Consider the following 24,665-nt stretch of genomic DNA (forward strand, 5'->3'; position numbering starts at 1 on the left):
ACGGTCACTGGGGCAACGGCGGACACGGCCCCGGCGGCAGCGGCTCCACTCACACGGGGCACCCCACCCACACAGGGCACCCCACCCACACGGGGCATCCCACCTCCCCCACTCGTCCGACCCACACAACTGCTCCCACCAGTGGCACGACGACCCCTGGTGGCACGACGACCCCTGGTGGCACGACGACCTCGAGTGGCACCACCACAACCACAACCGGGGAAACGACAACCGGCGAGACCACGACCGGGGGCACCACGACCACCGGCACCACCACGACGGATGTCCCCACCTCCTCGACCGGTGGCGCGGGCATTCCCGGCGGGTCCGGTCCGGGTCACACTCCGGGCAACACGCCGCCGGGGGGCACGGTCCCGTTGGGCGCGACATCGGGTGGCGGTGTCGGCTCCCAGGCCGGACCGGGTTCCTCGGAGGGGGGCGGTCTCGCCCCCGGCGCCACCCCACCCGCGGTACCGATGGTCGCACCACCGGCCGTGCCGGGTCCGCCGGCGGGCGCAGGGTCCGGGGCATCAGGCCTGGGAGCGGGAGCTCCCGCCGCCGCCGTGATCGCGCCACCACCGCCGGCAGCGAACGCGCCGAACCAGCAGGCACCGCCCGTGCCGCCGGCCACCGCCCCGCCGGCGGCGTCGCCGGGTGTCACGCTCGCCGGGGTCGGCCGCTTCATCGCCGACCTCGGTCCCGCCGGGTTGCTGCTACTCGGTGCCGTCGCCCTGCTCGGCAGCGGGTCCTTCCTCGAAGCGCTGCGTTCGGCCAGGGTCTGATCGTCGGAAACCGAGCAGATCGTCCTCGAGCGGTACCTCGAGCACCTCGTCGGAATCGATCCACTCGCGCAGCACCTTGGTGGCCCGCACATCGTCCTCGTTGTATTCCAGCAGGCGCTCGCGCTGAGTGGGATCCACCCGATGATCACCGAGACCCACGGCGTGCCGGTACCAGTCCATCGATGCCTCGCCACCGGCGTCTGCGTCACGCCAGGCGAATCCGGCCACCGGCGCCACCCGCTTGAGTCCCTTGCCGTTGGGGCAGACGAAGTTGACGCCGACGGCCTCGAAGATGTCGACCCACTCGGGCGAGTCGATGAATTGCTGCACCTCGGTGAGTGTGGGTATGCCCGGGTATCCGGCGAAACGGGTCGCCGACCCGAGCAGCCACCTGTTCTCGGCCTGCTGCGAATAGCAGTAGGCGGCAAAGGTTTTGCCCGCTGCCCGCGCCCGCTCACGTTCGCCGGTCAGCCACGCCCAGAACTCCGCGAACGAGCGGGCCTCGTCGGTGGTGGGCAGCGCCTGCCACGTGACGAACGCGCGATACCGCACGGCCCGAGCGAGATCAGTTCGGTCGGTCAGCAACGTGCCCCACAGGTAGGCGCCGTCCTCACCGAAACTCTCCATGTCGACGTCGACCTCAACGTCGGCCCGCACCACCGCGGGACGCGGCACCCGGCGCACCAACGGGATGTCGGCGAGCCATGCGATGGCCCCGATCACCACGTCGTCGAAGCGCATCGTCGACGGCCACTCCGGCGGTGGTTCGCCGGTGTAGCGGGCGAGTTGGTCGACGGTGTGGATGCCCGCGCTGCGCAAGGCGTCGCCTCGGTTGCCATTGGCCACCAGGCTCACATCGCGACGCTCGGTCAGTTCGGGTCCGCATCGACCCCACCACGGGCAGCCCCGGCACTCGGACACCTTGCGCGGTGTGGTCGCGACCTCTCCGGCGGCGAGTTGCCGGCGCCGGGCAAACACCTGCCGGTAGTCGGGCAGCGCGGTGCCGATCGGGTGCACGAGAATGCAGTCGGCATCGAGTCCGACCGCACCGGCAACCAACTGCTCCTCGGGCACCGGTGGGGCGAGGCCGAGGTCGAGCAGCATCTGCGTCAGCTGGGCCAGCCGCAGTTGATCACGTCGGTTGGGGCGCGCGGTCCGGAACGGATCGGGGGCCGGCGCCCATCCCCACAGCGGAGAGGTGACGATTCGCGGCGGACCCGCGTCACCGAGGCGAGGTGGTCGGGCGGGATTGGTCACGCGGTGGTTCACCACGATCACCGGCACATACCCGGACCCGCCTGGGTACTCGACACGCACCAACAGTTCGGCGTGTCCACGTCGGCCCCGCTCCGGATCGGCCGGCAACGTGGCGTTCCAGATCCACCACACCCCGTCCGCGCAGGCACGCCGAGTCGCCGCCACCCGCTCGGCGTACGGTCCGTCCACCACGACGAAGGTGCCCGCGGGTTGATCGCTGTGGATACCGCGCAGCAGGTCACGCACCCGTTCGCGCTGAGTCTGCGCCGCTTCCTTGCGGCGCGCCGCCTCCGGGGTGTCGGGCCGGTCGGCGCCGAGATGCGGATGTGCGAAGTCGAGGGCTACTCGATGCTCACACCCGGCGAGATCACGTGGATGCAACAGCGCCGCGGCCACCGTCACCTCGATTCTCGCTCGTCGTCGGCCGACATCGGGCCTGCACCAATGGCCCGACGGTCTTCTGCGAGCCTATGCAATGCTTGTACCAAACCCCGCGCAGCGAAAGGTGTCCCCGCATGGGATTGTTCTCGTCCGACGGCAAGAGTCGTTCGCAGCGGCGCGCCGAGGCCAAGGCACTCAAGGCCAAGGCCAAGCTCGAGGCGAAGCTCGAATCCAAGGATCGCCGCGAGGCGGCGAAGCAACGCCGCAAGGAAGAGCACAAGTTCCGCAAGAAGGAACTGAAGGCTGAGCGCAAGAACATCAAGGCCGAGGCGAAAGCGCAGGAGAAGGTCGCCAAGGCGCAAACCAAGACCGTGGTGGCAGAGGCGAAGGCCGCGGCCGACGCGAAGCGGCTCTCCCCGGCCAGCGTGCGGCGTTACCTGACCGTCGCACGATTGGTGGCACCGATCGTGGTGCCCATCGCCTACCGCGCCGCCGTCGGGGCCCGGGGTCGGATCACCGAGGTGCAGGCGCGCCGCGTCGGTGTGGCGCCCGGACTGCTCGACCAGTACTCCGGACACGGTGCACCGCTCCTCGCTCGGATCTCGTCGATTCGTACGTCGCTGCAGAAGGTTGCCGTGCAAGACACCTCGTCCGACGCCAAAGAATTCGTCGACACGATGACCGCACGCCTGGACAACCTGGCCATCGCGGTGGAGACCTCCGAGTCGATGCCGAGTTCGCAACGTCGCACCGCTCACCGTGCGGTCGAGGACGAACTGTCGGCGATCGATGCAGACGTTCTTGCTCGTCTCGGTGTGCGGGCGTGACTACCATGAGTGCTCACCCGAACTGACCACCGCAAAGGGGGCGTCTGCACATGACCGAACCGGAGCCCGGCAGCAATCCGTCCGGCGACGCACACGAGACTCCCGCTCAGGACGCTTCGGCCCAAACGCCACCCGCGAAGAAGGCACCCGCCAAAAAGGTGACCGCGAAGAAGGCACCTGCCAAAAAGGTGACTGAAAAGAAGGCACCTGCGAAGAAGACACCTACGAAGAAGGCGCCCGGGCAAGAGCCCGGGACGGATGCGGCCGCGACGGATGCCGGCGCGAAGAAGGCGCCGGCCAAGAAGGTGCCCGCTCCCAAGAAGGTCCCCGCTCCCAAGAAGGCCACAGCCAAGAAGACGCCCACCAAGAAGGCCGCAGGTAAGAAGGCGCCGCCGACCCGGGACCGGGCACGCACGGCACCGCCCAAGGCGACTCCGCCACAGATGGCCGCCGACTCCACCACCCCGGCGGAATCGCCCGCACCGCCCGCACCAAACGTGCCGGAGACACCGGCAACTCCCCCACCCGCAGCACCGGACACTGCGCCCGCATCCACGGACACACCGGCGCCCGCGACAGCTCCGGCGGCCCAGGTCCATCCCGACCCGGTGGCCGAATCCGATGCTCGCCGAGCAACTTTCGCGCAATTGCGGTCGGTGACGCCCACCGAACCGCCCACCACGAACCCGGCGATGCCGCTGGCCATCGGCGCGGCCGCCACGGCGGCGGCATTCCTGGCGCTCATCGCCGCGATCCTGCTACGCCGCAGACGCTGACCGCTCCGCGGGTGGACGGACTCGGTTCACACCTGCACCGACTTGATGCGTGCGAGCACGGCTTCGGCGATCTCGGCCGTGCGCTTCTGCGGCATCCAATGGTCGGCGCCGCGAAGCACGATGAACTCGTACGGTCCGGTCACCGTGTCGGAGCATCGACGCGCCCCGGCCCGGCCCAGGTACCTGTCGCGGTCGCCCCAGATGTAGGTGGTGGGCACCGACACCTTCGGCGTGCCCATCCCATTGTCGAAACGCAGCGCCCGGTACCAGTTGGCGCCGCCGTGCAGGATGCCGGCCTCGGCGGCCTCGGCGGCAAGCCGGGAGGTCAGCGATGGTTCCCGTCCGGCCTTGCGGGCCTGTTTCACGGCGAGGGGGGCGAGCTTCGACATCATCCACTCGGGAATCACCGGCACCTGCATCGCCACCATGTACCACGACCGCAGCGCCTGTCCGCGCGGCATCGCCCAGATGAACGCGCGGGGGTGGGGCACCGCCAGTGCGGTGAGTGAGGCCACCCGGTCGGGGTGTTGTGCGGCGACCACCCACGCGACGCCCGAACCCCAGTCGTGCGACACGAGGTGCACCTTCGGCACCCCGAGTGTGTCGATGAGTGCCAGCACGTCATCGACGAGTTCGCTCATCCGGTAGTCACGAACGTGTGGTGGCCGTGCGCCGGGCGAATAACCGCGCTGATCCGGCGCGACGGTCCGTAGCCCGTTCTCGTTGAGGATCGCGGTCACCCCCGCCCACGACGCCGCGCTCTCGGGAAACCCGTGCAGTAGAACGACGGGCAGTTCGCCGGAGTCGAGCGGCCCGGTGTCGATCACGTCGAAGACGAGTCCGTCTCGGCTGAACTGGCTGATCCTCGTGCTTGTCATCGTCGCACCTCTCTGTGGTGTCCGGGCCGGACTCAGGTTGCTGTTCGGACATAGGTCGCCGGGGGTGTCCCGACGATACGGGTGAAGGCACGCGTCAGGTGCGCCTGGTCGCTGAATCCGAGTGCGGCCGCCACATCGGCCCAGTCGACCGGCTCCCCCCGGTGGGCGACGGCGGCCGCGTCGAGCAGCCGAAACCGCTGGATGACCCACTTCGGGCCGATGCCCACGTATTCGCCGAACTGCCGTTGCAGGGTCCGCACACTCACCCCCGCGTGCCGTGCCAGCTCCTCCGCGCGGGTCATCGACGCGTCGTGTTCGGCGTACGCCACCAGTTCCGACATCTCCCCGATCAACGGGTCGCGCACCGGCTCGAGGTCACGCAACCACGAATGGGTGGCGTCGGTGAGTTCCGCGTCGCCGCACGGCGTGAGCAACCGTCGCGCGATCTCCCGGTCGTCGATGCCGAGGAGCCCGTCGAGCGTACGCACCGATCGGGTGATCGTACTCATGGCAGCGTGGTAGAAGCCGCGAAAACCTCCGGCGCGGAAGGCGATTCCCACCACCTGCCCCTGGTCGCGGAGGGTGCGGGAAAAGTGACTGTCGCCCACCCCGTGCGCCGACATCCGGCCGCCCTCGGCCACGACGTGCACCACCGGCTGCGGAATGACCTCCTGCACATAGGGTTCGGTGGCGTTCCAGCGCACGATCCACAGGTAGTCCACCCAGTACGCCAGGTCGGCGGCGGGCGGGCGCCGCGTGACCGTGAACGGTGCAACACCGCCGGGGCGCAACACCGCGCGCGGTCGGCCGCTCGGCTCGTCGCACGCGTCGTCGGATCCCATCCTGCCCAGTGTGTCGAGACTGTCGCGTTTGTACAAGACACGTCCGGCGCGAATCCGGCAGGCTTGAACGCATGAGCACATCAGAGGTCACCGAAACACACACTGCAACAGGAACATTCCAGGTCACCTCCTGGGCGGAGGACAAGGTGTACACGGTCGACGACCGCACCGTGGAGATCGGCGGCGCACAGTATCCGGCGCGCGGCTTCTCACGTGCCGACGTCTCCTACGCGTATTCCGGGGATGTCACGGGCACCGGCAGGCTCGCCTACCTGATCGCCTACATCGAGGGAGCACCGGCGCCGACCGTCGGGTTCGAGGCCTTCGAGGGTTCGATCGACGGGCACGACGGGTCACTGGTGCTGCGCCACGACGGAGAACAGGACGCGCAGGGTGTCCGCGAACGGCTCGACATCCTCGCGGGACTCGGCACCGGCGGCCTCGAGACAATGCGCGGGTACGCCGAGATCGACCTGTCCGGCCACAGCGACGACGGGTACGCCATCACCTTCCACTACACCCTGGGTTCCCCCCGCTGATCGAGCCCCCCGCTGGTTGAGCCTGTCGAAACCACCCCCGCTGGTTGAGCCTCCACCGCTGATCGAGCCTGTCGAAACCACCCACCGCTGATCGAGCCCCCCGCTGATCGAGCCTGTCGAAACCACCCCCCGCCGATCGAGCCTCCCCCCGCCGATCGAGCCCCCAGCCGCTGGTTGAGCCTGTCGAAACCACCCCCCGCTGATCGAGCCTCCCCCCGCTGATCGAGCCTGTCGAGATCACCTCAGATCCTCACGGGGAAGGGGATGCCCCGATCAGGTCAGCTTGTACACGGTGGTCCCACCCACCGTGGTGGCGGTGAAGTTCTGCGCGACCCACGTGGAGATCTCGGAGTTCCCGCCCGGACCGCCCTGACCACCGCCGATGTAGTAGGCGATCTTGCCGTCGGCCACGTACTGCTTGAACTCATCGAGGGAGGGCGCCGGGTCGCCGCTCCATCCGCCGATCGCCATCACCGCCTTGCCGGTGGCGATCTCGATGCCTGCCGCCGACTGCGAGCCGTTGGTGGCCGCAGCCCACCTGGTGTTCGTGTTCTGCAGCAGCGTCACCAGTTCGGTGTTTGCCGACACGCCCCCGCCGGGGCCACCCATACCGCCGCCGCGCTGGCCGCCCGTCGGCGCACCCTGACCCGAGGGAGCACTCTGACCCGAGGGAGCACCCTGACCCGACGGGGCGCCCTGACCGACCGGACCGGACCCGCCTTGGGCACCGGACCCGCCTTGGGCACCGGACCCGCCTTTGGCACCGGACCCGCCTTGGGCACCGGGCCGCTGACCACCGGGTCCGCCCATACCGCCGCCTTGCACACCCGCGGTCTGCACCGCGGTCGGGATGGACCCGGTGTGTGCGGTGGCCGCCGTCGCGATCGAGAACGCCGCGGTGCCGCCGAATCCGGCCAGCGCACCGGCGATCACCGACGCCGCCACCAGCTTCCGCAACCCCATCACGCTGCCGGCGATGACGCCGATCACCGCACCCACGGCGAGCACCGCGATCAGCCAGCGGCACCACACCGGTCCCCAGTCGTTGCGGTTGAGCAGCACGATCGACCACCACGCGGCCAGCCCGATCATCGCGACCACCGCGATACGGCCGTCCCAATGGGCGCGACGACGCCAGGCGAACACTCCGCCGAGCGCCACCATCGCGGCCACCGCCGGCGCCAGCGCCACCGTGTAGTAGGGGTGGATGACGCCGCTCATGTAGCTGAAGACCATGCCGGTCACCAGCAGCCAGCCGCCCCAGGTGACGATCGCCGCCGACTCAGTGCGGTTGACCCCGTTTCGGTAGCCGAATGTCGGGAAGCTGCGGATCATCAGGTACACGCCGAAGGCGATCGCAAACAGCGCCACCGGCAGCAGCCACGAGATCTCGTTGCCCATCTCCGAGCTGAACAGTCGACTCAGGCCCGTCGAGCCGCCGAACGACCCACCGGCGCCACCGCCGCCACCGGGTCCGCCGCCGGAGCCGCCGCTGATCCGGCCGACACCGTTGTAGCCCCACACGAGGTCCATGAAGCTGTTGTCGGTGGAACCGCCGATGTAGGGGCGCGACGACGCCGGGGTGAGGATCGTGGCGAGCACGAACCAGCCCGCGGACGCGACGAGTGCCACCGCGGCCAGCACCAGCTGACCGATCCGCCTGAACCAGCCGTTGTTGGCAAACAACAGGTAGGCCAGCGCGAACGCCGGAAGAACCAGCAGTCCCTGCAACATCTTGGTGAGAAACGCGAAGCCCAGCGCCACACCCACCAGCGCCAGCCAGCAACCGGAATTGGTGGCGATCGCGCGGGCCGTGCAATAGCCGGCCGCCACCATCAGCAGTACCAGCAGGGCGTCGGGGTTGTTGAACCGGAACATCAGCGCCGCAGCGGGGGTGAAGGCGAGTACCGCACCCGCGATGAGTCCGGCCACCGTTCCCTGGCGCGGATCGGCGATCACGCGCCGCATGGTGGCGTACATCAGAGCCACCGCCGCGACACCCATCAGGGCCTGCGGCGCGAGCACTGCCCAACTGTTCATCCCGAAGATCCGCACCGAGAGCCCGGTCACCCACAGCGACGCCGGCGGCTTGTCGACGGTGATGAAGTTCGACGGATCGAGCGCCCCGAAGAACCACGCCTTCCAACTCTGCGAACCCGCCCAGGCGGCCGCCGCGTAGAAGCTGTTGCCGTAGCCACTCGCGGAGAGATTCCACAAATAGAGCACTCCGGTCGCCGCGAGCAGCGCCGTCAGTGCGTAGGGACTCCACCGAACCGCGCGGCGTGAGCGATGCCTTTCCGAGCGCGCCGATCCGGAATCGTCGGCGGGTGGCGCTGCATCCGGCCGCTCGAGTACTGCGGTCATGGTCTTCTCCTACGGGATTTCTGGGGGCGGCCATCGGATGGATGGCCATTCACTTCACCCAGAATCCAGCCGGGGTCTCGGGTCAGCCTGGACGCCGGCTGGGAGAAGTCTGTGACCGCTCGCGGCGCACCGCAGGTACACGGGTCACCACCACCTACACGCCAAGCATTGTTCGCAGGTGGGAGCTACCCGTGTTGTTTGCGGCAAGCCCGAAGGGAGAACTCGCCGGTCAACACCGGCGTCAGCGGCCGGGCAGGTACTTCAGGCCACGCACCGCCACCGGGGTGATCGCCCGGTAGAGACTGTCGGGCACCAGCGGCGCCTTGTCGATGCCGAGGAACCGCTGTTCGGCGATGGTCTGCGACTCGCAGTACTTGAGCAGGCCTTCCTCTCCGTGGCGGCGACCGACCCCGGAGATGCCCATCCCGCCCATCGGTGCGGCGGTCGACGCCCACGCAGCGGCATAGCCCTCATTGATGTTGACCGTCCCGGCACGCAGCTGCTCGGCGATGGCCTGCGCCTCGGCGCTGCTCCCCGCCCACACACTGGCGTTGAGTCCGTAGTCGGTGTCGTTGGCCAGTTTGATGGCCTCGTCGGTGGAGTCCACGGGGTACACCGACACCACCGGGCCGAAGGTCTCCTCGCGGAAACACGTCATCTCCTCGGTCACGCCGGTCAACACCGTCGGCTCGAAGAAGAACGGCCCGAGGTCGGCGCGACGCTTGCCGCCTGCGAGCACGGTGGCGCCCTTGGACACCGCATCTTGGACGTGCTCCTCGGCGGCGTCCACCTGTGCCGCCGACGCCAGCGACCCCATGTCGACGCTGAAGTCGTAGTTGGCGCCGAGCCGCATGTTGGCGACGAAGGTGGCGAACTTGTCGCTGAATTCGTCGGCGATCGCCTTGGCGACGTAGAGACGCTCGATCGAGATGCACAGCTGCCCCGAGTTGGAGAAGCACGCGCGTGCGGCGCCCTCGACGGCGTGGTCGATCTTGGCGCCGGCGGTCACGATCATCGGGTTCTTGCCGCCGAGTTCGGCGGAGAACCCGATGAGGCGACGTCCGGCCTGCTCGGCCAGCGATGCCCCCGTTGCCGACGAGCCGGTGAACATCACATAGTCGGTGGTCGCCATGATGGCCTGTCCCACAACACTTCCCGGACCGGGAACCACTGCGTACAACTCTTCGGGCAGACCGGCCTGATAGAGCAGTTCGGCCAGCGCGAGCGCACAGTACGGGGTCTGGCTGTCGGGTTTGATCACCACGCCGTTACCGGCCATCAGCGCGGCCACCGCATCGGAGACCGCCAGGGTCAGCGGGTAATTCCAGGGGCTGATCACGCCCACGACGCCCTTGGGCTGATAACGCACCCGCACGCTCGTGGCGCCCGGGAGCATGCCCTTGACCTTGCGGTCGGCCAGGAGCTTCGGACCATTCGCCGCGTAGTACCGCGCGGTGAGCGCGACGTCGAGCGTCTCCTCCTGTGCGTAGACGCGGGCCTTGCCGGTCTCGGCCTGCGCGATGTCCATCAGCGAATCGGAGTTGCGGTAGACGAGTTCGGAGAAGCGGTTCAGCACGGCGGCACGCTCGGCGCTCGACTGCTTGGCCCAGCCCTCCTGCGCAACGCGGGCGCGCGCGACCGCGGTCTCGAGATCTTCGGCGGTGGCCACCGGGATGGTGGCCATCTCGACACCGCTGAACGCCTCGAGCACCGGCCGGGTGGGTCGGGCGTCGGCGTTGTCGATGGCGACCAGTTTGCCGAGACGGGCGAAGTAGTCGGGAGTGGGCTTGGGCATCGGGTCCTCCTTGAGCGAGGTGCGGAATCAGGGGAAAGGGCGGCAGTCAGGGTGCGATCAGCACGATGCCGTCGTCGTCGGAGTAGACGGTGTCGCCAGGCGTGAATGTCACCCCGCCGATGGTCAGGGGGATGTCCCGCTCACCGGCACCGGTCTTGGTGGACTTGCGCGGGTTGGTGCCCAGCGCCTTCACCCCGATCTGCATGCCGCCGATGGTCTTGGCGTCGCGGATGGCACCGTGGGCGATGATGCCGACCCATCCGTTGGAGCGGCCCAGTTCGGCGATCAGATCTCCCACCAGGGCGGTGTGTACCGACGCGTCACCGTCGATCACCAGCACCCCGCCGGGATTGGATTCACCGAGCACCGACTTGAGCAGCGCGTTGTCCTGGAAGCAACGGACCGTGGATACCTGCCCTACGAACTCGCGGACACCGCCGTACTGGGTGAACTGGGTGTCACAGCTGCGGACATCGGCGCCGATCTCGTCCACCAGATCGGCGGTCGGGGTGAAGGTGAGTTGTGCCATACCGTTCAGCATATGTGTGACCGTGTGTCATGGGTACCGGCGGCCGAACAGATCTCCGACGCCTACCGACTGCGCGGCCCCGGTGGTCAGTGGGCCGCATCCCCGGGACCGGCATCGCCCATTCCGTCGACGATGTCGGCGACCTCGTCGGGGATCTCGAGGACCACGAAGTGCCGGGCCGACACGGTGAGCAGCCGGGCACCGAGGACACGCGCGTACCTCCGCTGCTTCCACAACCAGAACGTTCGCCACATGCGCGGACCCGACATCGCGGCCACCACGACCACCGGCACCGACGGCATCGGTGCGTGTTGCCGCAGGTACCGAAGCGATCGGTTCATCGTCGGGAACGCCGCGTTCTCCACGAAGGTCGCCAACACCATCGACGATCCGCCGAACAGCCGGCTCGACCAGTACTGCTGGCGGCTGTCGTAGCCTTCCGGCGGCACCGGCAACATCATTCGCCGCATGTGAAAACCGCCGTGCCGGTTCAGCGGATAGTGACCGGTCGCGAGCCGGGTGGCCCGCACCACCCGATGGGCGTTGGCCACCCGGAATCCCGGTGGCACGATCCGCCAGGGCGCCAGCACGTACGAGCCGTCGAGCACCACCACACCCGCGGTGCGCGCCGGCCGCAGCCGCGCGAAGGCCTCGACGTACAGCGATGCCAGCGAATGCCCCACCAGGGTCACCGGCTCGGTGACCCCGAGCCGATCGAGGACGGCGTCCATCCGCGCGACCTCGTCCTCCAGGGTCGGGACGCGGTGCCGCTCGGGCGGATCCGAGAGACCGTACCCGGGTCGGTCGTAGCGGATCACCCTGCGTCCACGACCCACCAGCCGCGCGGTGAGATGGTCGAGGTCGAACCAGTTGCTGCCCAGTGCGGCCATGAGCAGCACCGGCGGTCCGGCGCCCTCGTCGAGCACGTGGATGCGACGGCCCGCCTCGCCCACCAATTGTCCCGGCGGCGGCCACTCGTCGGCGGCGGCCACGCTCAGCTCTCCTGCGGTTTGGCGAGCGGGAACGCCAGCGATTCGCGGATCGACTGGCCGGTGATCAGCATCACCACCCGGTCCACCCCGACGCCGAGACCGCCGGTGGGCGGCATCGCATATTCGAGGGCCTGCAGAAAGTCCTCGTCGAGTTCCATCGCCTCGGGATCGCCGTCGGCCGCCAGAATCGATTGTGCGGTCAGTCGTTTGCGCTGTTCCACCGGATCGGTGAGCTCGGTGTAGGCGGTGCCCAGCTCCACTCCCCACGCCACCAGATCCCACCGTTCGGCGACCCCCGACACGCTGCGATGCGCCCGGGTGAGCGGCGACACCGATGTCGGGAAGTCCTTGTAGAACGTCGGGAATGTGGTGCGATCCTCGCCGAGGTGTTCGTAGAGTTCCAGCACGATCTGCCCGGCATCCCAGTCGGGACGGTATGCGACGCCGAGTCGCTCGCAGATCGCCCGCAGGTCGTCGGCCGACGTCTCGGGCGTCACCACCGTGCCCGCACCCTCGGAGATCACCTCGTGCACGGTCTTGACCGGCCAGTCACCGGAGATGTCGATGCACTGCGGGTTGCCGTCGTCGTCCATCCGCCAGATCACCGGTTTGCCGTAGGCGGCGGTGGCCGCGAACTGGATCATCTCCCGCGTCAGATCCAGCATCTTGAGGTAATCACTGTGTGCCTCATAGGCTTCCAGGCTGGTGAACTCGGGGTTGTGGCTGAAGTCCACGCCCTCGTTGCGGAAGTTTCGGCCGATCTCGAAGACCTTCTCCACCCCGCCGACGCAGAGTCTCTTGAGGTAGAGCTCCGGTGCGATGCGCAGATACAGGTCGAGGTTGTAGGCGTTGATGTGCGTAAGGAACGGGGTGGCGTTCGCGCCGCCGTGGATCTGCTGCAGAATCGGTGTCTCCACCTCGAGAAAGCCACGCGCGGAAAGGAAGTCACGCAGCGCCTTGACCACCACGCTGCGGGTGGCCAGCAGGTCGCGGGTCTTCTGGTTGACGGCGAGGTCGACGTATCGCTGCCGGACCCGCGCCTCGGGATCGCTGAGTCCCGACCACTTGTCGGGCAAGGGGCGCAAGCACTTTCCGATCATGCGCCAGCGGTCCACCAGCACCGACAGTTCGCCGCTGCGGCTGGTGCCCATCACCCCGCGCGCCTCCACCAGGTCGCCGAGATCGACGTCACAACCGAAATCCCTTGTTCCCGGCTGCAATTGAGAGGCATCGATGAGCAACTGAACGGTGCCCGACCAGTCGTGCACGTCGGCGAAGAGCACCTTGCCGAAATCACGAATCCGGGTGACCCGTCCGGCCACCGACACCGGTGTGCCCGCGGGTTCGGCCACGGCCGCGGCGATGGTGTGGCTCGGCGCGTCGGCGGGCGGATAGGGATCGACACCCTCGGCGACGAGGCGATCGAGTTTGGCCAGACGCACCCGCACCTGCTCCGGGCGCGCGGCGCTCACCTCGGCAGCCTCGGCCGCCTCCGCGTCGAGCTGTGCGACGAACGCGTCCACGTCGAGGCCAGGCGGGATCGACGACTCACCGGAGACGTACTGCTCGCGCCGGCCCAGCCGGGGCAGCCGCACGAAGCCTTCGGCGACGACCGCCGCCAAGCCCGCCCGGGCGACCATCCGGGAATCCTCGAAGCACAGGAACCTCGGTTCCCAGTCGGGAAGGTATTTTGCGTTCGACCGGTACAGCGATTCCATCTGGAAGAACCGCGATCCGAACATCAGCACCGAATAGCTCAGCCGCATCACCGGGCCCGCGCCGATCTCCTGTCCCTTCTCGAACACCGCGCGGAAGGTGGCGAAGTTCAGCGACACCTCGGTGATGCCGAAGTTCTCCGACTGCCGGCACAGTTCGGTGACCATCGTCTCCACCACGCCATTGATGCCGTTGCGGTCGCGGCGCATCACGTCCAGCGACACCCCGTGCCGCCCCCACGGCACGAAGGACAGCATGCCGATGACGACCTCGTCGGCGGTGCCCTCGTGCTCGACGGCCTCCACGAGCAGGCAGTCGCCGTCGTCGGGATCACCGATACGCCCGAGTGCCATCGCGAATCCGCGCTCCTCGTCGGTGTCGCGCCAGGCGTCGGCACGCGCGATCACCACAGCCATCTCCTCGTCGGACAGATCGCGGTGACGCCGGATCCGGACCGTCACCCCGGCGCGCCGGGTGCGGGTGACGGCTTGGCGCACGCCCTTCATCGTCGGACCACTGAGACTGAAGCCGCGGGTATACAGGATCGCTTCGTCGCCGATCGCGAGTGAGGTGAATCCGGCGGCCTCGTAGGCCTCGGCGCCGCGTGCGCTCGACCCCATCGCCGCCGGATGCCACCCGTAGCGTTCACACAACACCAGGAACTCGGCGATGGCGTCCGGCCACGAGTCGGGGTCGCCGACCGGATCGCCGCCGGCAACACCGACGCCGAGTTCGACCCGATAGGTGATGGCCGCGCGGGCGTCGCGCGAGAACACCACTGCCTTGTCGCGGCGGGTCGAGAAGTAGGCGAGCGAGTCGTCGTCGTTGAACCGTGTGATGAGTGCCCGGATCAGCCGTTCATCCGTGGCGGTCATCAGCGACCGCAGCCGCTGCGAACGGAACAGCACCGACGCCGCCGCGATCAGCGCGAGCGCCCCCAGCAAACCCAGTAATCCGTTGACCGGCGGATAGGAATGGTGACCGTCGAAGGTTCGCTGGTCGATGGCGGCGAACGCCACCACCCGGTTGAAGGCGTACGGCAGTCGCTCGCCGCGGGTCAGCGATCCCGGAAACAGCCACACCACCACCCAGCCGACCATCGTGGCCACCGCGAGCCCGGCCACCAGCACGGCCAGCGCGCGCAGCACCGCGCCGCGTCGGACCCGTGTGTAGAACTGCCGGTAGGTGGCGAGCAGAAAGATCAGGGCCACGATGTCGATGCCGAGTCCGATCGCGATGTGCAGGCGTTCGGAGTCGGGCACGTCGAGGTCGTCGGCCACCGGCTGCCACAGCAGCAGCGCGTTGCCGGCCATGAACAGCAGCAGGTAGACCACGCTGATCCACCAGGCGATGCGTTTACGGGCCGACAGCGCGACGGCGATCAGCGCCAGCACGAACGACCAGGCGAAGCTGGTGTCGGGCATGGAGATGATGAAGTTGTCGACGTAATCGCGCGGCACGTGAATCCAGTGCCGGAAGAACGGGAAGATACTCGAGAGCAACGCAATGGTCGCCATGACGCCGACCACTGTGCCCGCGATCCGGGGGGCGTGGCTGCCGAATCCGCGCGGATTGCGAATGCGGTCGAGAAGGTCGGCGGACCGGCGTTCCGCGGCTGCCCGCTGCCCTTTGGCCGGAACTTCGGGAACACCATGCACGGGAGGCTCCGGAGCGGCCGGAGGAGTCTCAACCACCATCGTCCTAACGTAGTACCGCGCCGCCGTCCCGCGACACAGCCGGTCGACACATTGATCGACGTCCCGGTAGCACACGCCCCGACGATTGGGCAGGATCGTCGACATGGACGACGGCAGCGTTTTCGGCGATCAGGAGCCCGGCGAACTGGAGTCCGGCGAGTCGGCCTACGACGTTCCGATCCGTGACGGCGTGATCCGCCTCGGGCAGTTCCTGAAGTTGGCGAACCTCATCGAGTCCGGTGCCGAGGCGAAAGAGGTGATCGGCGAGGGTCTCGTCACGGTCAACGGTGAGCGCGAGACAAGGCGGGGGCGCCAACTCGTGGTCGGCGATGTGGTGGAGATCGAGGGAGCGCGGGCCAGGGTGGCCGGCGACTAGCGCCTAGACGGCGAGGCGCTTGAGTTCGGCCGGGGTCGCCAGCCGCTCGGCCTCCGCCGGGAACATCTTGGATGCGCGGCCGCGCCCGAACCTGCCGCCGCTGATCGCGTACAGCATTGAGGGACGTCGGGTTGTCTGATGTGCGGGAGTTGATCTCATGCCGAACCCTGCTTCGAGATAACGGACACAGTGTTTAGTATTGTGCTGCACGCCATCGTGCGTGGCAACTCACCCGGGTATATCGATGATCACACGCCGACCGTTACCTGCAGGTCAGCGACGCGCGGTGGTTCGTGATCCTTGTCACGCAAGGCCGGCGAGGAACCTGTGTGCCCACTCGGTGGCGGTGACACCCGGCTTCACCTCGAAAGTCGCGTAGTCCCCATGCGAGCCGGACTGCAGGAATCGGTTGAACTGGATGATCTGTTCGCGGGCCCGCGCGTTGCTCAATTCCTCGACCACCTTGCCCGGACCGCCCTGGGTGAGCATCTCGTTGACGATCGCCGCGGCCTCCGCCTGATACTGGCCCACCTGACTCGGCGTGGGGTCGCTGGTCTCGGCGAGATATCCCGCGATCCGGGTCACGTAGTAGTCGCGCGGCACGTTGCAGTACAGATCCTTCGGCGCGCAGATCGTGAACGCGCGCGGCAGCACGTAGCCCATCCCGTCGAGACGAGGTCCGCCGCTGCCCTGCCCCGACAGCGGCGGGCCGACGAGGTTGTCCTTGAACGAACGGCGCGGATCGGAGATCAGCACCACCCCGGCCACCTGCTGCGGTTTGATCTGTTGACGCCCGGTACCGATCTCGGAGGCCACGTCGCCCGCGGCGTCGGCACCCTGGCTGTAGCCGGTGAGCGCGATCTTGGTGCCGGGGCAGCGGCTCAGCATCTGCAACGCGAGGCCCTTCGTATTGGCCACCGCCTGCCCCTTCGACTTGCCGTAGATCGCGCTCTCCCACGGGAACGCGGTGGCGTCGTATCCGACGTAGGACACCTGCGTCTCCGGTCCCAGATTCGAGGTGACGGCGCGCATGAGACCGGGGTCGGCGCCGTTGGCCCAGGTACCCGGGATCGCCAGCACATACACCTTCGGGCATCCGGTGGGCGCGGCCGACGCCGGGCCTGCCGCGACGACGATCCCCGCGAGCCCCAACAGCAGCGCCAGCACTCCGGAGAGTGATCTGCGCATGGTCATTCTGCCTCCAGCTTTCCCCGATCGGACAAGCAGAAGTGTAGGCACGCACTGACCCATCCGGCAGCGTCGTCTCACCGAACTCTCATTGAACGCAGTTCAACGATCGTCACTGAACGCAGTTCAACGATCGTCACTGAACGCGGTTCGACATCACACTTCACCCGACATGCGAGGAAACCCTGTGGTCGACGTCTCACGCACCTTCACCGTCTCCGTACCGCGCGACAAGGTGGTGACCTATCTGCGCGACTTCGCGAACGCCGTCGACTGGGATCCCGGCACCGTGGAGTGCACCCAGATCGACGACGGCCCGATCGCGCTGGGCACCCGCTGGCACAACAAGTCGAAGCTCTACGGCATCTCCACCGAACTCGACTACGAACTCGTTCGCGACGATCCCGATCACGTCGTGTTCCGTGGTTCCAACAAGACCGCCGCCACGTCGGACGACATGTCCTTCACCGATCTGGGCGACGGACGCACCGAGGTCACCTACCGCGCGCTGGTCGACTTCCACCGCTTCGGCTTCATCGGCGAACCGCTGTTCGGCTTCATCTTCGGCAAGCTCGCCGACTCCGTCCCGCAGCAGATGACCTCGGTGCTCGAAAAGCTCTGAGCCGGTGCCGTTGCGGTTACGTCCTGGGGTTCAGCGCTGCGCCACCTGCGTCGGCACGATGGGTGCGGGCAGATCCGACGCCCCGGCGAGGTAACGGTCGGCGGCCGCCGCGGCCGACCGGCCCTCGGCGATGGCCCACACGATCAGCGACTGCCCGCGGCCGGCATCACCTGCGACGAATACGCCGTCCTGGCCGACGGCTGCGAAATCGTTGTCGCGCTTGATGTTGCCGCGCTGGTCGTACTCGACGCCGAGCTTGTCGAGGAGATCCACCCGCTCGGGTCCGACGAAGCCCATCGCCAGCAGCACCAGGTCGCACTCCAGCTCGAAGTCGGAACCCTCGACCTTCTCGAAGCGGCCGTCACGCATCGTCACCTCGTGCGCCTTGAGCGCAGTGACCTTGCCGTCCTCGCCGACGAACCTCTCGGTGTTCACCGAGAACACGCGCTCGCCGCCCTCCTCGTGGGCCGAGGAGACGCGGTACATCAGCGGATAGGTCGGCCACGGGGTCGACGCGGCACGCTCGGTGGGCGGCTTGGGCATGATCTCGAACTGGTGCACCACCTCGGCGCCCTGGCGCAGCGAGGTACCCAGGCAGTCGGCGCCGGTGTCGCCGCCGCCGATGATCACCACCTTCTTGCCCTTGGCGGTGATCTGGCCGGGCACGGTGTCGCCGAGCTGCACCCGATTGGCCTCGGGCAGGAACTCCATCGCCTGGTGGATCCCGTCGAGTTCGCGGCCGGGGATCGGCAGATCGCGACCGGTCGTCGAACCCATCGCGAGCACCACGGCGTCGAAATCGTCGCGCAGTTGGGCCACCGTGATGTCGACGCCGACGTTCACGCCGGTGCGGAACACCGTGCCCTCGGCCTCCATCTGTTCGAGGCGGCGGTCGATGTGCCGCTTCTCCATCTTGAATTCGGGAATGCCGTAGCGCAGTAGCCCGCCGATGCGGTCGGCCCGCTCGTAGACGTAGACGGTGTGCCCGGCACGGGTGAGCTGTTGCGCCGCAGCCAGTCCCGCAGGGCCCGAACCCACCACTGCAACCGACTTGCCGGTGCGCACGGTGGGCAGGACGGGCTCGATCCAGCCCTGCTCCCAGGCGTTGTCGATCAGCTCGACCTCCACCTGCTTGATGGTGACGGCGGGCTGGTTGATGCCGAGTACGCACGACGCCTCGCACGGGGCCGGACACAACCGTCCGGTGAACTCGGGAAAGTTGTTGGTCGCGTGCAGGCGCTCGATGCCGTCGGCCCAACGCCCGTGATACACCAGGTCGTTCCACTCGGGGATCAGGTTCCCCAGGGGACAACCGTTGTGGCAGAACGGGATACCGCAGTCCATGCAACGAGACGCCTGGGTCTCCAGGTGGTCGTGCTCGAAGTCGGTGTAGACCTCTTTCCAGTCCAGTAGACGCAATTCCACCGGACGCCGCACCGGCGTCTCGCGCTCGGTGTGCTTGAGAAATCCTCTGGGGTCAGCCACGTGCGGCCTCCATGATCGCTTCGTTCACATCTCGTCCATCACGTTCGGCCACCGCGATCGCCTCCAGCACCCGCTTGTAGTCGCGAGGCATCACCTTGGCGAACTGCTGCTGCGCGGTGTCCCATCCGTCGAGCAGCGCGGCGGCCACCGGCGACCCGGTTTCCGCGCGGTACTCGGCAACGGTGTCGGCCAGGAACTCGACGTCGTCGGTCTCGAGCGGTTCGATCTCGACGAGTTCGGTGTTCAGGTTGCCGGCCAGCGCGCGGTCGGGGTCGTACACGTAGGCGATACCTCCGGACATACCCGCCGCGAAGTTGCGGCCGGTCTCGCCGAGCACCACCACGCGGCCGCCGGTCATGTACTCACATCCGTGGTCGCCCACTCCCTCCACCACCGCGGTGGCACCGGAGTTACGCACGCAGAACCGTTCACCCACCACACCGCGCAGGAAGATCTTGCCGTCGGTGGCACCGAACCCGATCACGTTTCCGGCGATGATGTTGTCCTCGGCCACAAAGCCTTCCGGCGAGTTCTCCGGTGGACGCACCACGATGCGCCCGCCCGACAATCCCTTGCCGACGAAGTCGTTCGCGTCGCCGTCGAGGCGCAGGGTGATGCCCTTGGGCACGAACGCACCGAAGCTGTTGCCCGCCGAGCCGGTGAAGTCGATGCAGATCGTGTCGTCCGGCAACCCGTGCGCGCCATAGGCCTTGGTCACCTCGTGGCCGAGCATGGTGCCCACGGTGCGGTTGACGTTGGTGATCTTCGAACCGAAGCTCACCGGCGTCCCGTGGTCGATGGCCTCACGGCTCTGTGCGATCAGCTGCTGGTCGAGTGCCTTGTCCAACGCATGATCCTGCACGCCCGAGCAGTACAGATCCTGGTTCATGAACGGCGACTCGGGGCTCGAGAGCACCGGCGACAGATCCAGCTTGCCCGCCTTGGCCGAGCCCCAGTGCGCCAGCGCCTTCGCGGTGTCGAGCGCCTCCACCTGACCGACCGCCTCCTGCAGGGTGCGGAAGCCCAGGCGCGCCAGCAGTTCCCGCACCTCTTCGGCGATGAACATGAAGAAGTTCTCGACGAATTCCGGTTTGCCCGCGAACCGCTCACGCAGCAAGGGGTTCTGGGTGGCCACGCCCACCGGGCAGGTGTCGAGGTGGCAGACACGCATCATGACGCATCCCGACACCACCAGCGGTGCGGTGGCGAAGCCGAACTCCTCGGCACCCAGCAGCGCCGCGATCAGCACATCGCGGCCGGTCTTGAGCTGGCCGTCGACCTGCACCACGATCCGGTCACGAAGGCCGTTGAGCAGCAACGTCTGCTGCGTCTCGGCCAGACCGATCTCCCACGGTGCGCCCGCGTGCTTGAGTGAGGTCAGCGGGGAGGCGCCGGTGCCGCCGTCGTGACCGGAGATGAGCACCACGTCGGCGTGCGCCTTCGACACACCGGCGGCCACGGTTCCCACACCCACTTCGGACACGAGCTTCACGTGGATGCGGGCCTGCGGGTTGGCATTCTTCAGATCGTGGATCAGCTGGGCGAGATCCTCGATCGAGTAGATGTCGTGGTGCGGCGGCGGCGAGATCAGGCCGACGCCGGGTGTGGAGCCGCGCACCTCGGCCACCCACGGATACACCTTGTGCGGCGGAAGCTGGCCGCCCTCACCGGGTTTCGCTCCCTGGGCCATCTTGATCTGGATGTCGGTGCAGTTGGTCAGGTAGTGCGACGTGACGCCGAAACGGCCAGACGCCACCTGCTTGATCGCGCTACGGCGCCAGTCGCCGTTCTCGTCGTGGTGGAAGCGACGCGGATCCTCGCCGCCCTCACCGGAGTTCGAGCGGGCACCGAGCCGGTTCATCGCGATGGCGAGCGTCTCGTGCGCCTCGGCCGAGATGGAGCCGAAACTCATGGCGCCGGTGGAGAACCGTTTGACGATCTCCGCGGCGGGCTCCACCTTGTCGATCGGGATCGGGTCGCGATCACCGAAGTTGAAGTCGAAGAGACCACGCAGCGTGGCCAGGTTGCGCGACTGATCGTCGACGAGCTTGGTGTACTCCTTGAACACCTTGTACTGGCCGGTGCGCGTGGAGTGCTGCAGCTTGAACACGGTGTCGGGGTTGAACAGGTGGTACTCGCCCTCACGACGCCACTGGTATTCACCGCCCACGGGCAGTTCCCGATGCGCGCGTTCGGCCGGGCGCTCACTGAAGGCCAGCGCGTGTCGCGCCGCGACGTCGGCGGCGATCTCGTCGAGCCCGATACCGCCGAGCTGACTGCGCATGCCGCTGAAGAACTCGTCGACGCACGCCTGCGAGAGCCCGATCACCTGGAACAGCTGCGCTCCGGTGTAAGAGGCGAGGGTGGAGATGCCCATCTTGCTCATCACCTTGAGCACGCCCTTGCCGGCGGCCTTGATGTAATTCGCACGGGCGGTGGGATAGTCGATGTCGCCGAGCACACCGCGTTCCACCATGTCGCCGAGGGACTCGAAGACCATGTACGGATTGACCGCTGCCGCACCGACACCGATCAGCGTGGCCGCATGGTGCACCTCGCGGCAGTCGCCGGATTCCACCACCAGCCCCACCTGGGTGCGCTTGCGTTCGCGGACCAGGTGGTGATGTACCGCCGCGGTCAGCAGCAGCGACGGGATCGGCGCCATGGTTTCGTCGGATTCGCGGTCGCTCAACACGATCAGGTTCACACCGTCGTTGATGGCGGCGCTCACCTGTGCCCGCACGTCGTCGAGCGCGGCGCGCAGCCCGGCACCGCCCTGTGCCACCGGATACAGGCCGTGGATGTGGGCGCTGCGGAAGTCCGGCAGGTTCTCGTCGTCGTTGATGCGGACGAGCTTGGCCAGGGTCGCGTTGTCCAGGATCGGCGACGGGATGAAGATCTGCCGGCACGATTCGGGACCGGGATGCAGCAGGTCGGCCTCCGCGCCGATGGTGCCGCCGAGGCTGGTGACCACTTCTTCACGGATGGCGTCGAGCGGCGGATTGGTCACCTGCGCGAAGAGTTGCTGGAAATAGTCGAAGAGCATGCGCGGACGCGCCGACAGCACGGCGATCGGGGTGTCGGTGCCCATCGAACCGAGCGCCTCGCCACCGGTCCGGGCCATCGGCTTCACCAGCAGGTCGAGTTCCTCGGTGGTGTATCCGAACACCAACTGCCGCAAGGTGACCCGGTGATGCGACATGCGCTTGTGGGGCAGTGCCCGCACATGGTCGATGTGGACGAGACCGCGCTCGAGCCATTCGGCGTACGGATGCTCGGCGGCAAGCTCGTCCTTGATCTCCTCGTCGTCGACGATGCGGCCTGCCGCGGTGTCCACCAAGAACATCCGGCCCGGCTGCAACCGCAGCTTCTGCACCACCTCGGAATGGTCGATGTCGAGCACGCCGACCTCCGACGCCATCACCACCAGACCGTCCTTGGTGACCCAGATGCGGCTGGGGCGCAAGCCATTTCGGTCGAGCACCGCACCCACCACGGTGCCGTCGGTGAAGCACACCGACGCCGGGCCGTCCCACGGTTCCATCAGCGACGCGTGATACTCGTAGAACGCCCGATGCTCCGGTTTCATCGATTCGTGGCGTTCCCACGCCTCGGGGATCATCATCAGCACCGCGTGCGGCAGGCTGCGGCCACCGAGGTGCAGCAGTTCGAGTACCTCGTCGAACTGTGCGGTGTCCGAGGCCCCGGGGGTACACACCGGGAAGACCTTGTCGGCAATACTCGACCCGCTCGCTTCACTCCCGGCGTCGGCAATACTCGACCCGCTCGCTTCGCTCCCGGCGTCGGTCGAGTCGTTGCCGAACATTTCGGTGTCGATGAGTGCCTCGCGGGCGCGCATCCAGTTGCTGTTGCCGGTGACGGTGTTGATCTCGCCGTTGTGCGCGATGCGACGGAAGGGGTGCGCCAGCGGCCACGACGGGAAGGTGTTGGTGGAAAAGCGCGAGTGCACCAATCCCAGCGCACTCTCGACCCGCGAATCCTGCAGGTCGAGATAGAACCCGCGCAGCTGCGGGGTGGTGAGCATGCCCTTGTAGACCATGGTGGTACCCGACAGGCTCGGGAAGTAGACGGTCTCACGGCCGGGTCCGTCGGCGCCGGCGCCCTTGGTGCCGAGTTCGTGCTGCACGCGCTTGCGGACGACGAAGGCGCGGCGCTCGAGATCCATGCCCGACGCACCGCCGATGAAGATCTGCCGGAACGTCGGCATCGCGTCGCGGGCCAGCGCCCCGAGTCCGTTCTCGTGGGTGGGCACCTCGCGCCACCCCAGCACGGTCAGCCCTTCGGCCTCGACGATCTTCTCCACGCCGGCGCACGCGTCGCGCACATCATGGGCGGCCTGCGGGAGGAACGCGATGCCGGTGGCGTAATGCCCCTCGGCGGGCAACTCGAAGTCCACCACCTCCCGCAGGAAGCGGTCGGGCACCTGGATCATGATGCCCGCGCCGTCGCCGGTGTTCGGTTCGGCGCCCGCCGCGCCACGGTGTTCGAGGTTGACCAGCGCCATGATCGCCTTGTCGACGATGTCGCGACTGCGTCGACCATGCATGTCCACGACGAATGCGACGCCGCACGAGTCGTGCTCGTTGATCGGGTCGTAGAGCCCCACCGGGCCGGGAGCATGCTTCATAAGTTCGCCTCACTTGGTGCGCGACTCTGCGCACGGATATCGCCCGTATACGTCTGTGATGGCACCTGGCGCCGGGAGAGCCGGATCATCCCCCTCGTCGGGGCTGACCTGGGCTGATCCGTCGTCGCCCGGCGGTACCTGCTGCCAGCGCCGTTGCTGGCCGGCGTGCGAGGACCGGTTTGACGGCAAACGCACCACTGCTTCTTGAGCATTGTGGGATATTTTCTCACGGGCGGTACCCAGTACAGAAATCCGGCTACCACACGCACCCTGATTCCGCAGCGTTCGTGGCGGTCAGCGTGTCATTCCGTTTCTGGGCGGCAGGCCCGGCAGTTGGCGTTTCATATCCTCACAGGAGGTCGTAGTCGTGTCAGACATCGACGAACTCATGTCCCGCCTGCCGATCGGCGACATCGCCGGTCAACTCGGCGTCGACGAAGCCACGGCCCGAGCGGCGGTCGCGCAGGCGCTGCCCGCGCTCGTCGGCGGGCTCGAGCACCAGACCGAGTCCGACGAAGGTGCGCAGCGGGTCGCGGCCGCGCTGGCCCAGCACGATAACGACCTCGCGCACGGCGAGATCAACATCAGTGAGGTGGACACCGCGGACGGCTCCAAGATCGTCTCGCACATGTTCGGCGACAAGTCCGGCGAGGTGGCCTCGGCGCTGAGCAATCAGGTGCCCGCCGCGGCGGTGGACCAGAGCCTGATGTCCAAACTGCTGCCGATCCTCGCCCCGATCGTCATGAGCTACATCGTCGCGCGGATGCGCGGCGGTGCCACCTCGGGTGCAGGCGGAGCCGGTGACCTGGGCAGCATCCTCGGCGGCGCCCTGGGTGGCAGCGCCGGCGGTGGGTTGGGAAGCATCCTGGGCAACGTGCTCGGCGGGTCCGGCGGTGGTATCGGCAGCATCCTGGGATCGGTGCTCGGCGGCAAGAAGTAGTCGGCAAGAAGTAGTCGGCGAGAGGTAGCGG

General features: G+C 67.7%; 19 protein-coding genes. 7 read left to right on the forward strand and 12 right to left on the reverse strand.

Annotated features, from left to right (window positions below; all coding sequences use genetic code 11):
- Window positions 1-476 precede the first annotated feature (476 nt).
- Window positions 477-782: a hypothetical protein gene (locus ACWDSI_RS17625; protein ID WP_449757303.1), complete on the forward strand. Its 306-nt coding sequence runs from the start codon at window positions 477-479 to the stop codon at window positions 780-782.
- On the opposite strand, the gene ACWDSI_RS17630 is transcribed toward ACWDSI_RS17625, so the two are convergent.
- Window positions 714-2,435 carry a TM0106 family RecB-like putative nuclease gene (locus ACWDSI_RS17630; RefSeq protein ID WP_449757304.1) on the reverse strand — a complete coding sequence of 574 codons (1,722 nt, stop codon included), beginning with the start codon at window positions 2,433-2,435 and terminating at the stop codon, window positions 714-716. The two genes, ACWDSI_RS17625 and ACWDSI_RS17630, sit on opposite strands and share 69 nt — an antisense overlap.
- 119 nt (window positions 2,436-2,554) lie before the next feature.
- Here ACWDSI_RS17630 and ACWDSI_RS17635 point away from each other — a divergent pair, with 119 nt between their 5' ends.
- Both ACWDSI_RS17635 and ACWDSI_RS17640 read left to right on the forward strand, forming a co-directional pair.
- Window positions 2,555-3,247: a DUF6474 family protein gene (locus ACWDSI_RS17635; RefSeq protein WP_449748380.1), complete on the forward strand. Its 693-nt coding sequence runs from the start codon at window positions 2,555-2,557 to the stop codon at window positions 3,245-3,247.
- Window positions 3,248-3,297: 50 nt separating this feature from the next.
- Window positions 3,298-4,023 (forward strand): hypothetical protein, encoded by a 726-nt coding sequence (locus ACWDSI_RS17640; RefSeq protein ID WP_449757305.1) that lies wholly within the window; start codon window positions 3,298-3,300, stop codon window positions 4,021-4,023.
- Between the two features lie 26 nt (window positions 4,024-4,049).
- Here the strand turns inward: ACWDSI_RS17640 and ACWDSI_RS17645 are convergent, their stop codons facing one another.
- Window positions 4,050-4,901 (reverse strand): alpha/beta fold hydrolase, encoded by an 852-nt coding sequence (locus ACWDSI_RS17645; protein ID WP_449757306.1) that lies wholly within the window; start codon window positions 4,899-4,901, stop codon window positions 4,050-4,052.
- Window positions 4,902-4,933: 32 nt separating this feature from the next.
- Window positions 4,934-5,743 (reverse strand): helix-turn-helix domain-containing protein, encoded by an 810-nt coding sequence (locus ACWDSI_RS17650; RefSeq protein WP_449757307.1) that lies wholly within the window; start codon window positions 5,741-5,743, stop codon window positions 4,934-4,936.
- A 71-nt stretch (window positions 5,744-5,814) separates the two neighbouring features.
- Here ACWDSI_RS17650 and ACWDSI_RS17655 point away from each other — a divergent pair, with 71 nt between their 5' ends.
- Entirely contained in the window at window positions 5,815-6,282 is a 468-nt protein-coding gene (locus tag ACWDSI_RS17655) for a DUF3224 domain-containing protein (RefSeq protein ID WP_449757308.1), read from the forward strand.
- A gap of 273 nt (window positions 6,283-6,555) precedes the next feature.
- Here ACWDSI_RS17655 and ACWDSI_RS17660 read toward each other — a convergent pair whose 3' ends face one another.
- The 5 genes from ACWDSI_RS17660 to lysX all read right to left on the reverse strand — a co-directional run bounded on the left by ACWDSI_RS17660 (window position 6,556) and on the right by lysX (window position 15,375).
- Window positions 6,556-8,646 carry a glycosyltransferase family 39 protein gene (locus ACWDSI_RS17660; protein WP_449757309.1) on the reverse strand — a complete coding sequence of 697 codons (2,091 nt, stop codon included), beginning with the start codon at window positions 8,644-8,646 and terminating at the stop codon, window positions 6,556-6,558.
- Between the two features lie 241 nt (window positions 8,647-8,887).
- Window positions 8,888-10,441: a succinic semialdehyde dehydrogenase gene (locus tag ACWDSI_RS17665; protein ID WP_449757310.1), complete on the reverse strand. Its 1,554-nt coding sequence runs from the start codon at window positions 10,439-10,441 to the stop codon at window positions 8,888-8,890.
- A 46-nt stretch (window positions 10,442-10,487) separates the two neighbouring features.
- Window positions 10,488-10,982 (reverse strand): ribonuclease E activity regulator RraA, encoded by a 495-nt coding sequence (gene rraA, locus ACWDSI_RS17670; RefSeq protein ID WP_449757311.1) that lies wholly within the window; start codon window positions 10,980-10,982, stop codon window positions 10,488-10,490.
- Between the two features lie 74 nt (window positions 10,983-11,056).
- On the reverse strand, window positions 11,057-11,968 hold the full coding sequence (locus ACWDSI_RS17675) for an alpha/beta fold hydrolase (RefSeq protein WP_449757331.1): 912 nt from the start codon (window positions 11,966-11,968) through the stop codon (window positions 11,057-11,059).
- Window positions 11,965-15,375, reverse strand: a complete 3,411-nt coding sequence (gene lysX, locus ACWDSI_RS17680) for a bifunctional lysylphosphatidylglycerol synthetase/lysine--tRNA ligase LysX (RefSeq protein ID WP_449757312.1) — start codon at window positions 15,373-15,375, stop codon at window positions 11,965-11,967. The genes ACWDSI_RS17675 and lysX overlap by 4 nt, the downstream gene beginning before the upstream one ends.
- A gap of 103 nt (window positions 15,376-15,478) precedes the next feature.
- Here lysX and ACWDSI_RS17685 point away from each other — a divergent pair, with 103 nt between their 5' ends.
- On the forward strand, window positions 15,479-15,751 hold the full coding sequence (locus ACWDSI_RS17685) for an RNA-binding S4 domain-containing protein (protein ID WP_449757313.1): 273 nt from the start codon (window positions 15,479-15,481) through the stop codon (window positions 15,749-15,751).
- A 3-nt stretch (window positions 15,752-15,754) separates the two neighbouring features.
- Here the strand turns inward: ACWDSI_RS17685 and ACWDSI_RS17690 are convergent, their stop codons facing one another.
- A complete protein-coding gene (locus ACWDSI_RS17690) occupies window positions 15,755-15,910 on the reverse strand; it encodes a hypothetical protein (RefSeq protein WP_449748390.1) in 156 nt (51 codons plus the stop codon).
- A gap of 144 nt (window positions 15,911-16,054) precedes the next feature.
- Complete coding sequence (locus ACWDSI_RS17695; RefSeq protein WP_449748441.1) at window positions 16,055-16,939, reverse strand: cutinase family protein; 885 nt, start codon at window positions 16,937-16,939, stop codon at window positions 16,055-16,057.
- Window positions 16,940-17,126: 187 nt separating this feature from the next.
- Here ACWDSI_RS17695 and ACWDSI_RS17700 point away from each other — a divergent pair, with 187 nt between their 5' ends.
- A complete protein-coding gene (locus ACWDSI_RS17700) occupies window positions 17,127-17,561 on the forward strand; it encodes an SRPBCC family protein (protein WP_449748442.1) in 435 nt (144 codons plus the stop codon).
- A gap of 30 nt (window positions 17,562-17,591) precedes the next feature.
- Here the strand turns inward: ACWDSI_RS17700 and ACWDSI_RS17705 are convergent, their stop codons facing one another.
- Window positions 17,592-19,046 (reverse strand): glutamate synthase subunit beta, encoded by a 1,455-nt coding sequence (locus ACWDSI_RS17705; protein WP_449748391.1) that lies wholly within the window; start codon window positions 19,044-19,046, stop codon window positions 17,592-17,594.
- Complete coding sequence (gene gltB, locus ACWDSI_RS17710; protein WP_449757314.1) at window positions 19,039-23,694, reverse strand: glutamate synthase large subunit; 4,656 nt, start codon at window positions 23,692-23,694, stop codon at window positions 19,039-19,041. The genes ACWDSI_RS17705 and gltB overlap by 8 nt, the downstream gene beginning before the upstream one ends.
- A gap of 367 nt (window positions 23,695-24,061) precedes the next feature.
- Here gltB and ACWDSI_RS17715 point away from each other — a divergent pair, with 367 nt between their 5' ends.
- The gene (locus ACWDSI_RS17715) at window positions 24,062-24,634 is read left to right on the forward strand and encodes a DUF937 domain-containing protein (RefSeq protein WP_449748393.1); all 573 of its coding nucleotides are present in this window, start codon (window positions 24,062-24,064) and stop codon (window positions 24,632-24,634) included.
- Window positions 24,635-24,665: the final 31 nt, after the last annotated feature.

The sequence above is a fragment of the Gordonia sp. NPDC003429 genome, from assembly GCF_053588575.1.

Bases quoted from the DNA above. Each gene is read 5' to 3' on its own strand.
- ACWDSI_RS17625 (WP_449757303.1), top strand. From the start codon at position 477: ATGGTCGCACCACCGGCCGTGCCGGGTCCGCCGGCGGGCGCAGGGTCC.
- ACWDSI_RS17635 (WP_449748380.1), top strand. From the start codon at position 2,555: ATGGGATTGTTCTCGTCCGACGGCAAGAGTCGTTCGCAGCGGCGCGCC.
- ACWDSI_RS17640 (WP_449757305.1), top strand. From the start codon at position 3,298: ATGACCGAACCGGAGCCCGGCAGCAATCCGTCCGGCGACGCACACGAG.
- ACWDSI_RS17645 (WP_449757306.1), bottom strand. From the start codon at position 4,901: ATGACAAGCACGAGGATCAGCCAGTTCAGCCGAGACGGACTCGTCTTC.
- ACWDSI_RS17650 (WP_449757307.1), bottom strand. From the start codon at position 5,743: ATGGGATCCGACGACGCGTGCGACGAGCCGAGCGGCCGACCGCGCGCG.
- ACWDSI_RS17655 (WP_449757308.1), top strand. From the start codon at position 5,815: ATGAGCACATCAGAGGTCACCGAAACACACACTGCAACAGGAACATTC.
- ACWDSI_RS17660 (WP_449757309.1), bottom strand. From the start codon at position 8,646: ATGACCGCAGTACTCGAGCGGCCGGATGCAGCGCCACCCGCCGACGAT.
- ACWDSI_RS17665 (WP_449757310.1), bottom strand. From the start codon at position 10,441: ATGCCCAAGCCCACTCCCGACTACTTCGCCCGTCTCGGCAAACTGGTC.
- rraA (WP_449757311.1), bottom strand. From the start codon at position 10,982: ATGCTGAACGGTATGGCACAACTCACCTTCACCCCGACCGCCGATCTG.
- lysX (WP_449757312.1), bottom strand. From the start codon at position 15,375: ATGGTGGTTGAGACTCCTCCGGCCGCTCCGGAGCCTCCCGTGCATGGT.
- ACWDSI_RS17685 (WP_449757313.1), top strand. From the start codon at position 15,479: ATGGACGACGGCAGCGTTTTCGGCGATCAGGAGCCCGGCGAACTGGAG.
- ACWDSI_RS17690 (WP_449748390.1), bottom strand. From the start codon at position 15,910: ATGAGATCAACTCCCGCACATCAGACAACCCGACGTCCCTCAATGCTG.
- ACWDSI_RS17695 (WP_449748441.1), bottom strand. From the start codon at position 16,939: ATGCGCAGATCACTCTCCGGAGTGCTGGCGCTGCTGTTGGGGCTCGCG.
- gltB (WP_449757314.1), bottom strand. From the start codon at position 23,694: ATGAAGCATGCTCCCGGCCCGGTGGGGCTCTACGACCCGATCAACGAG.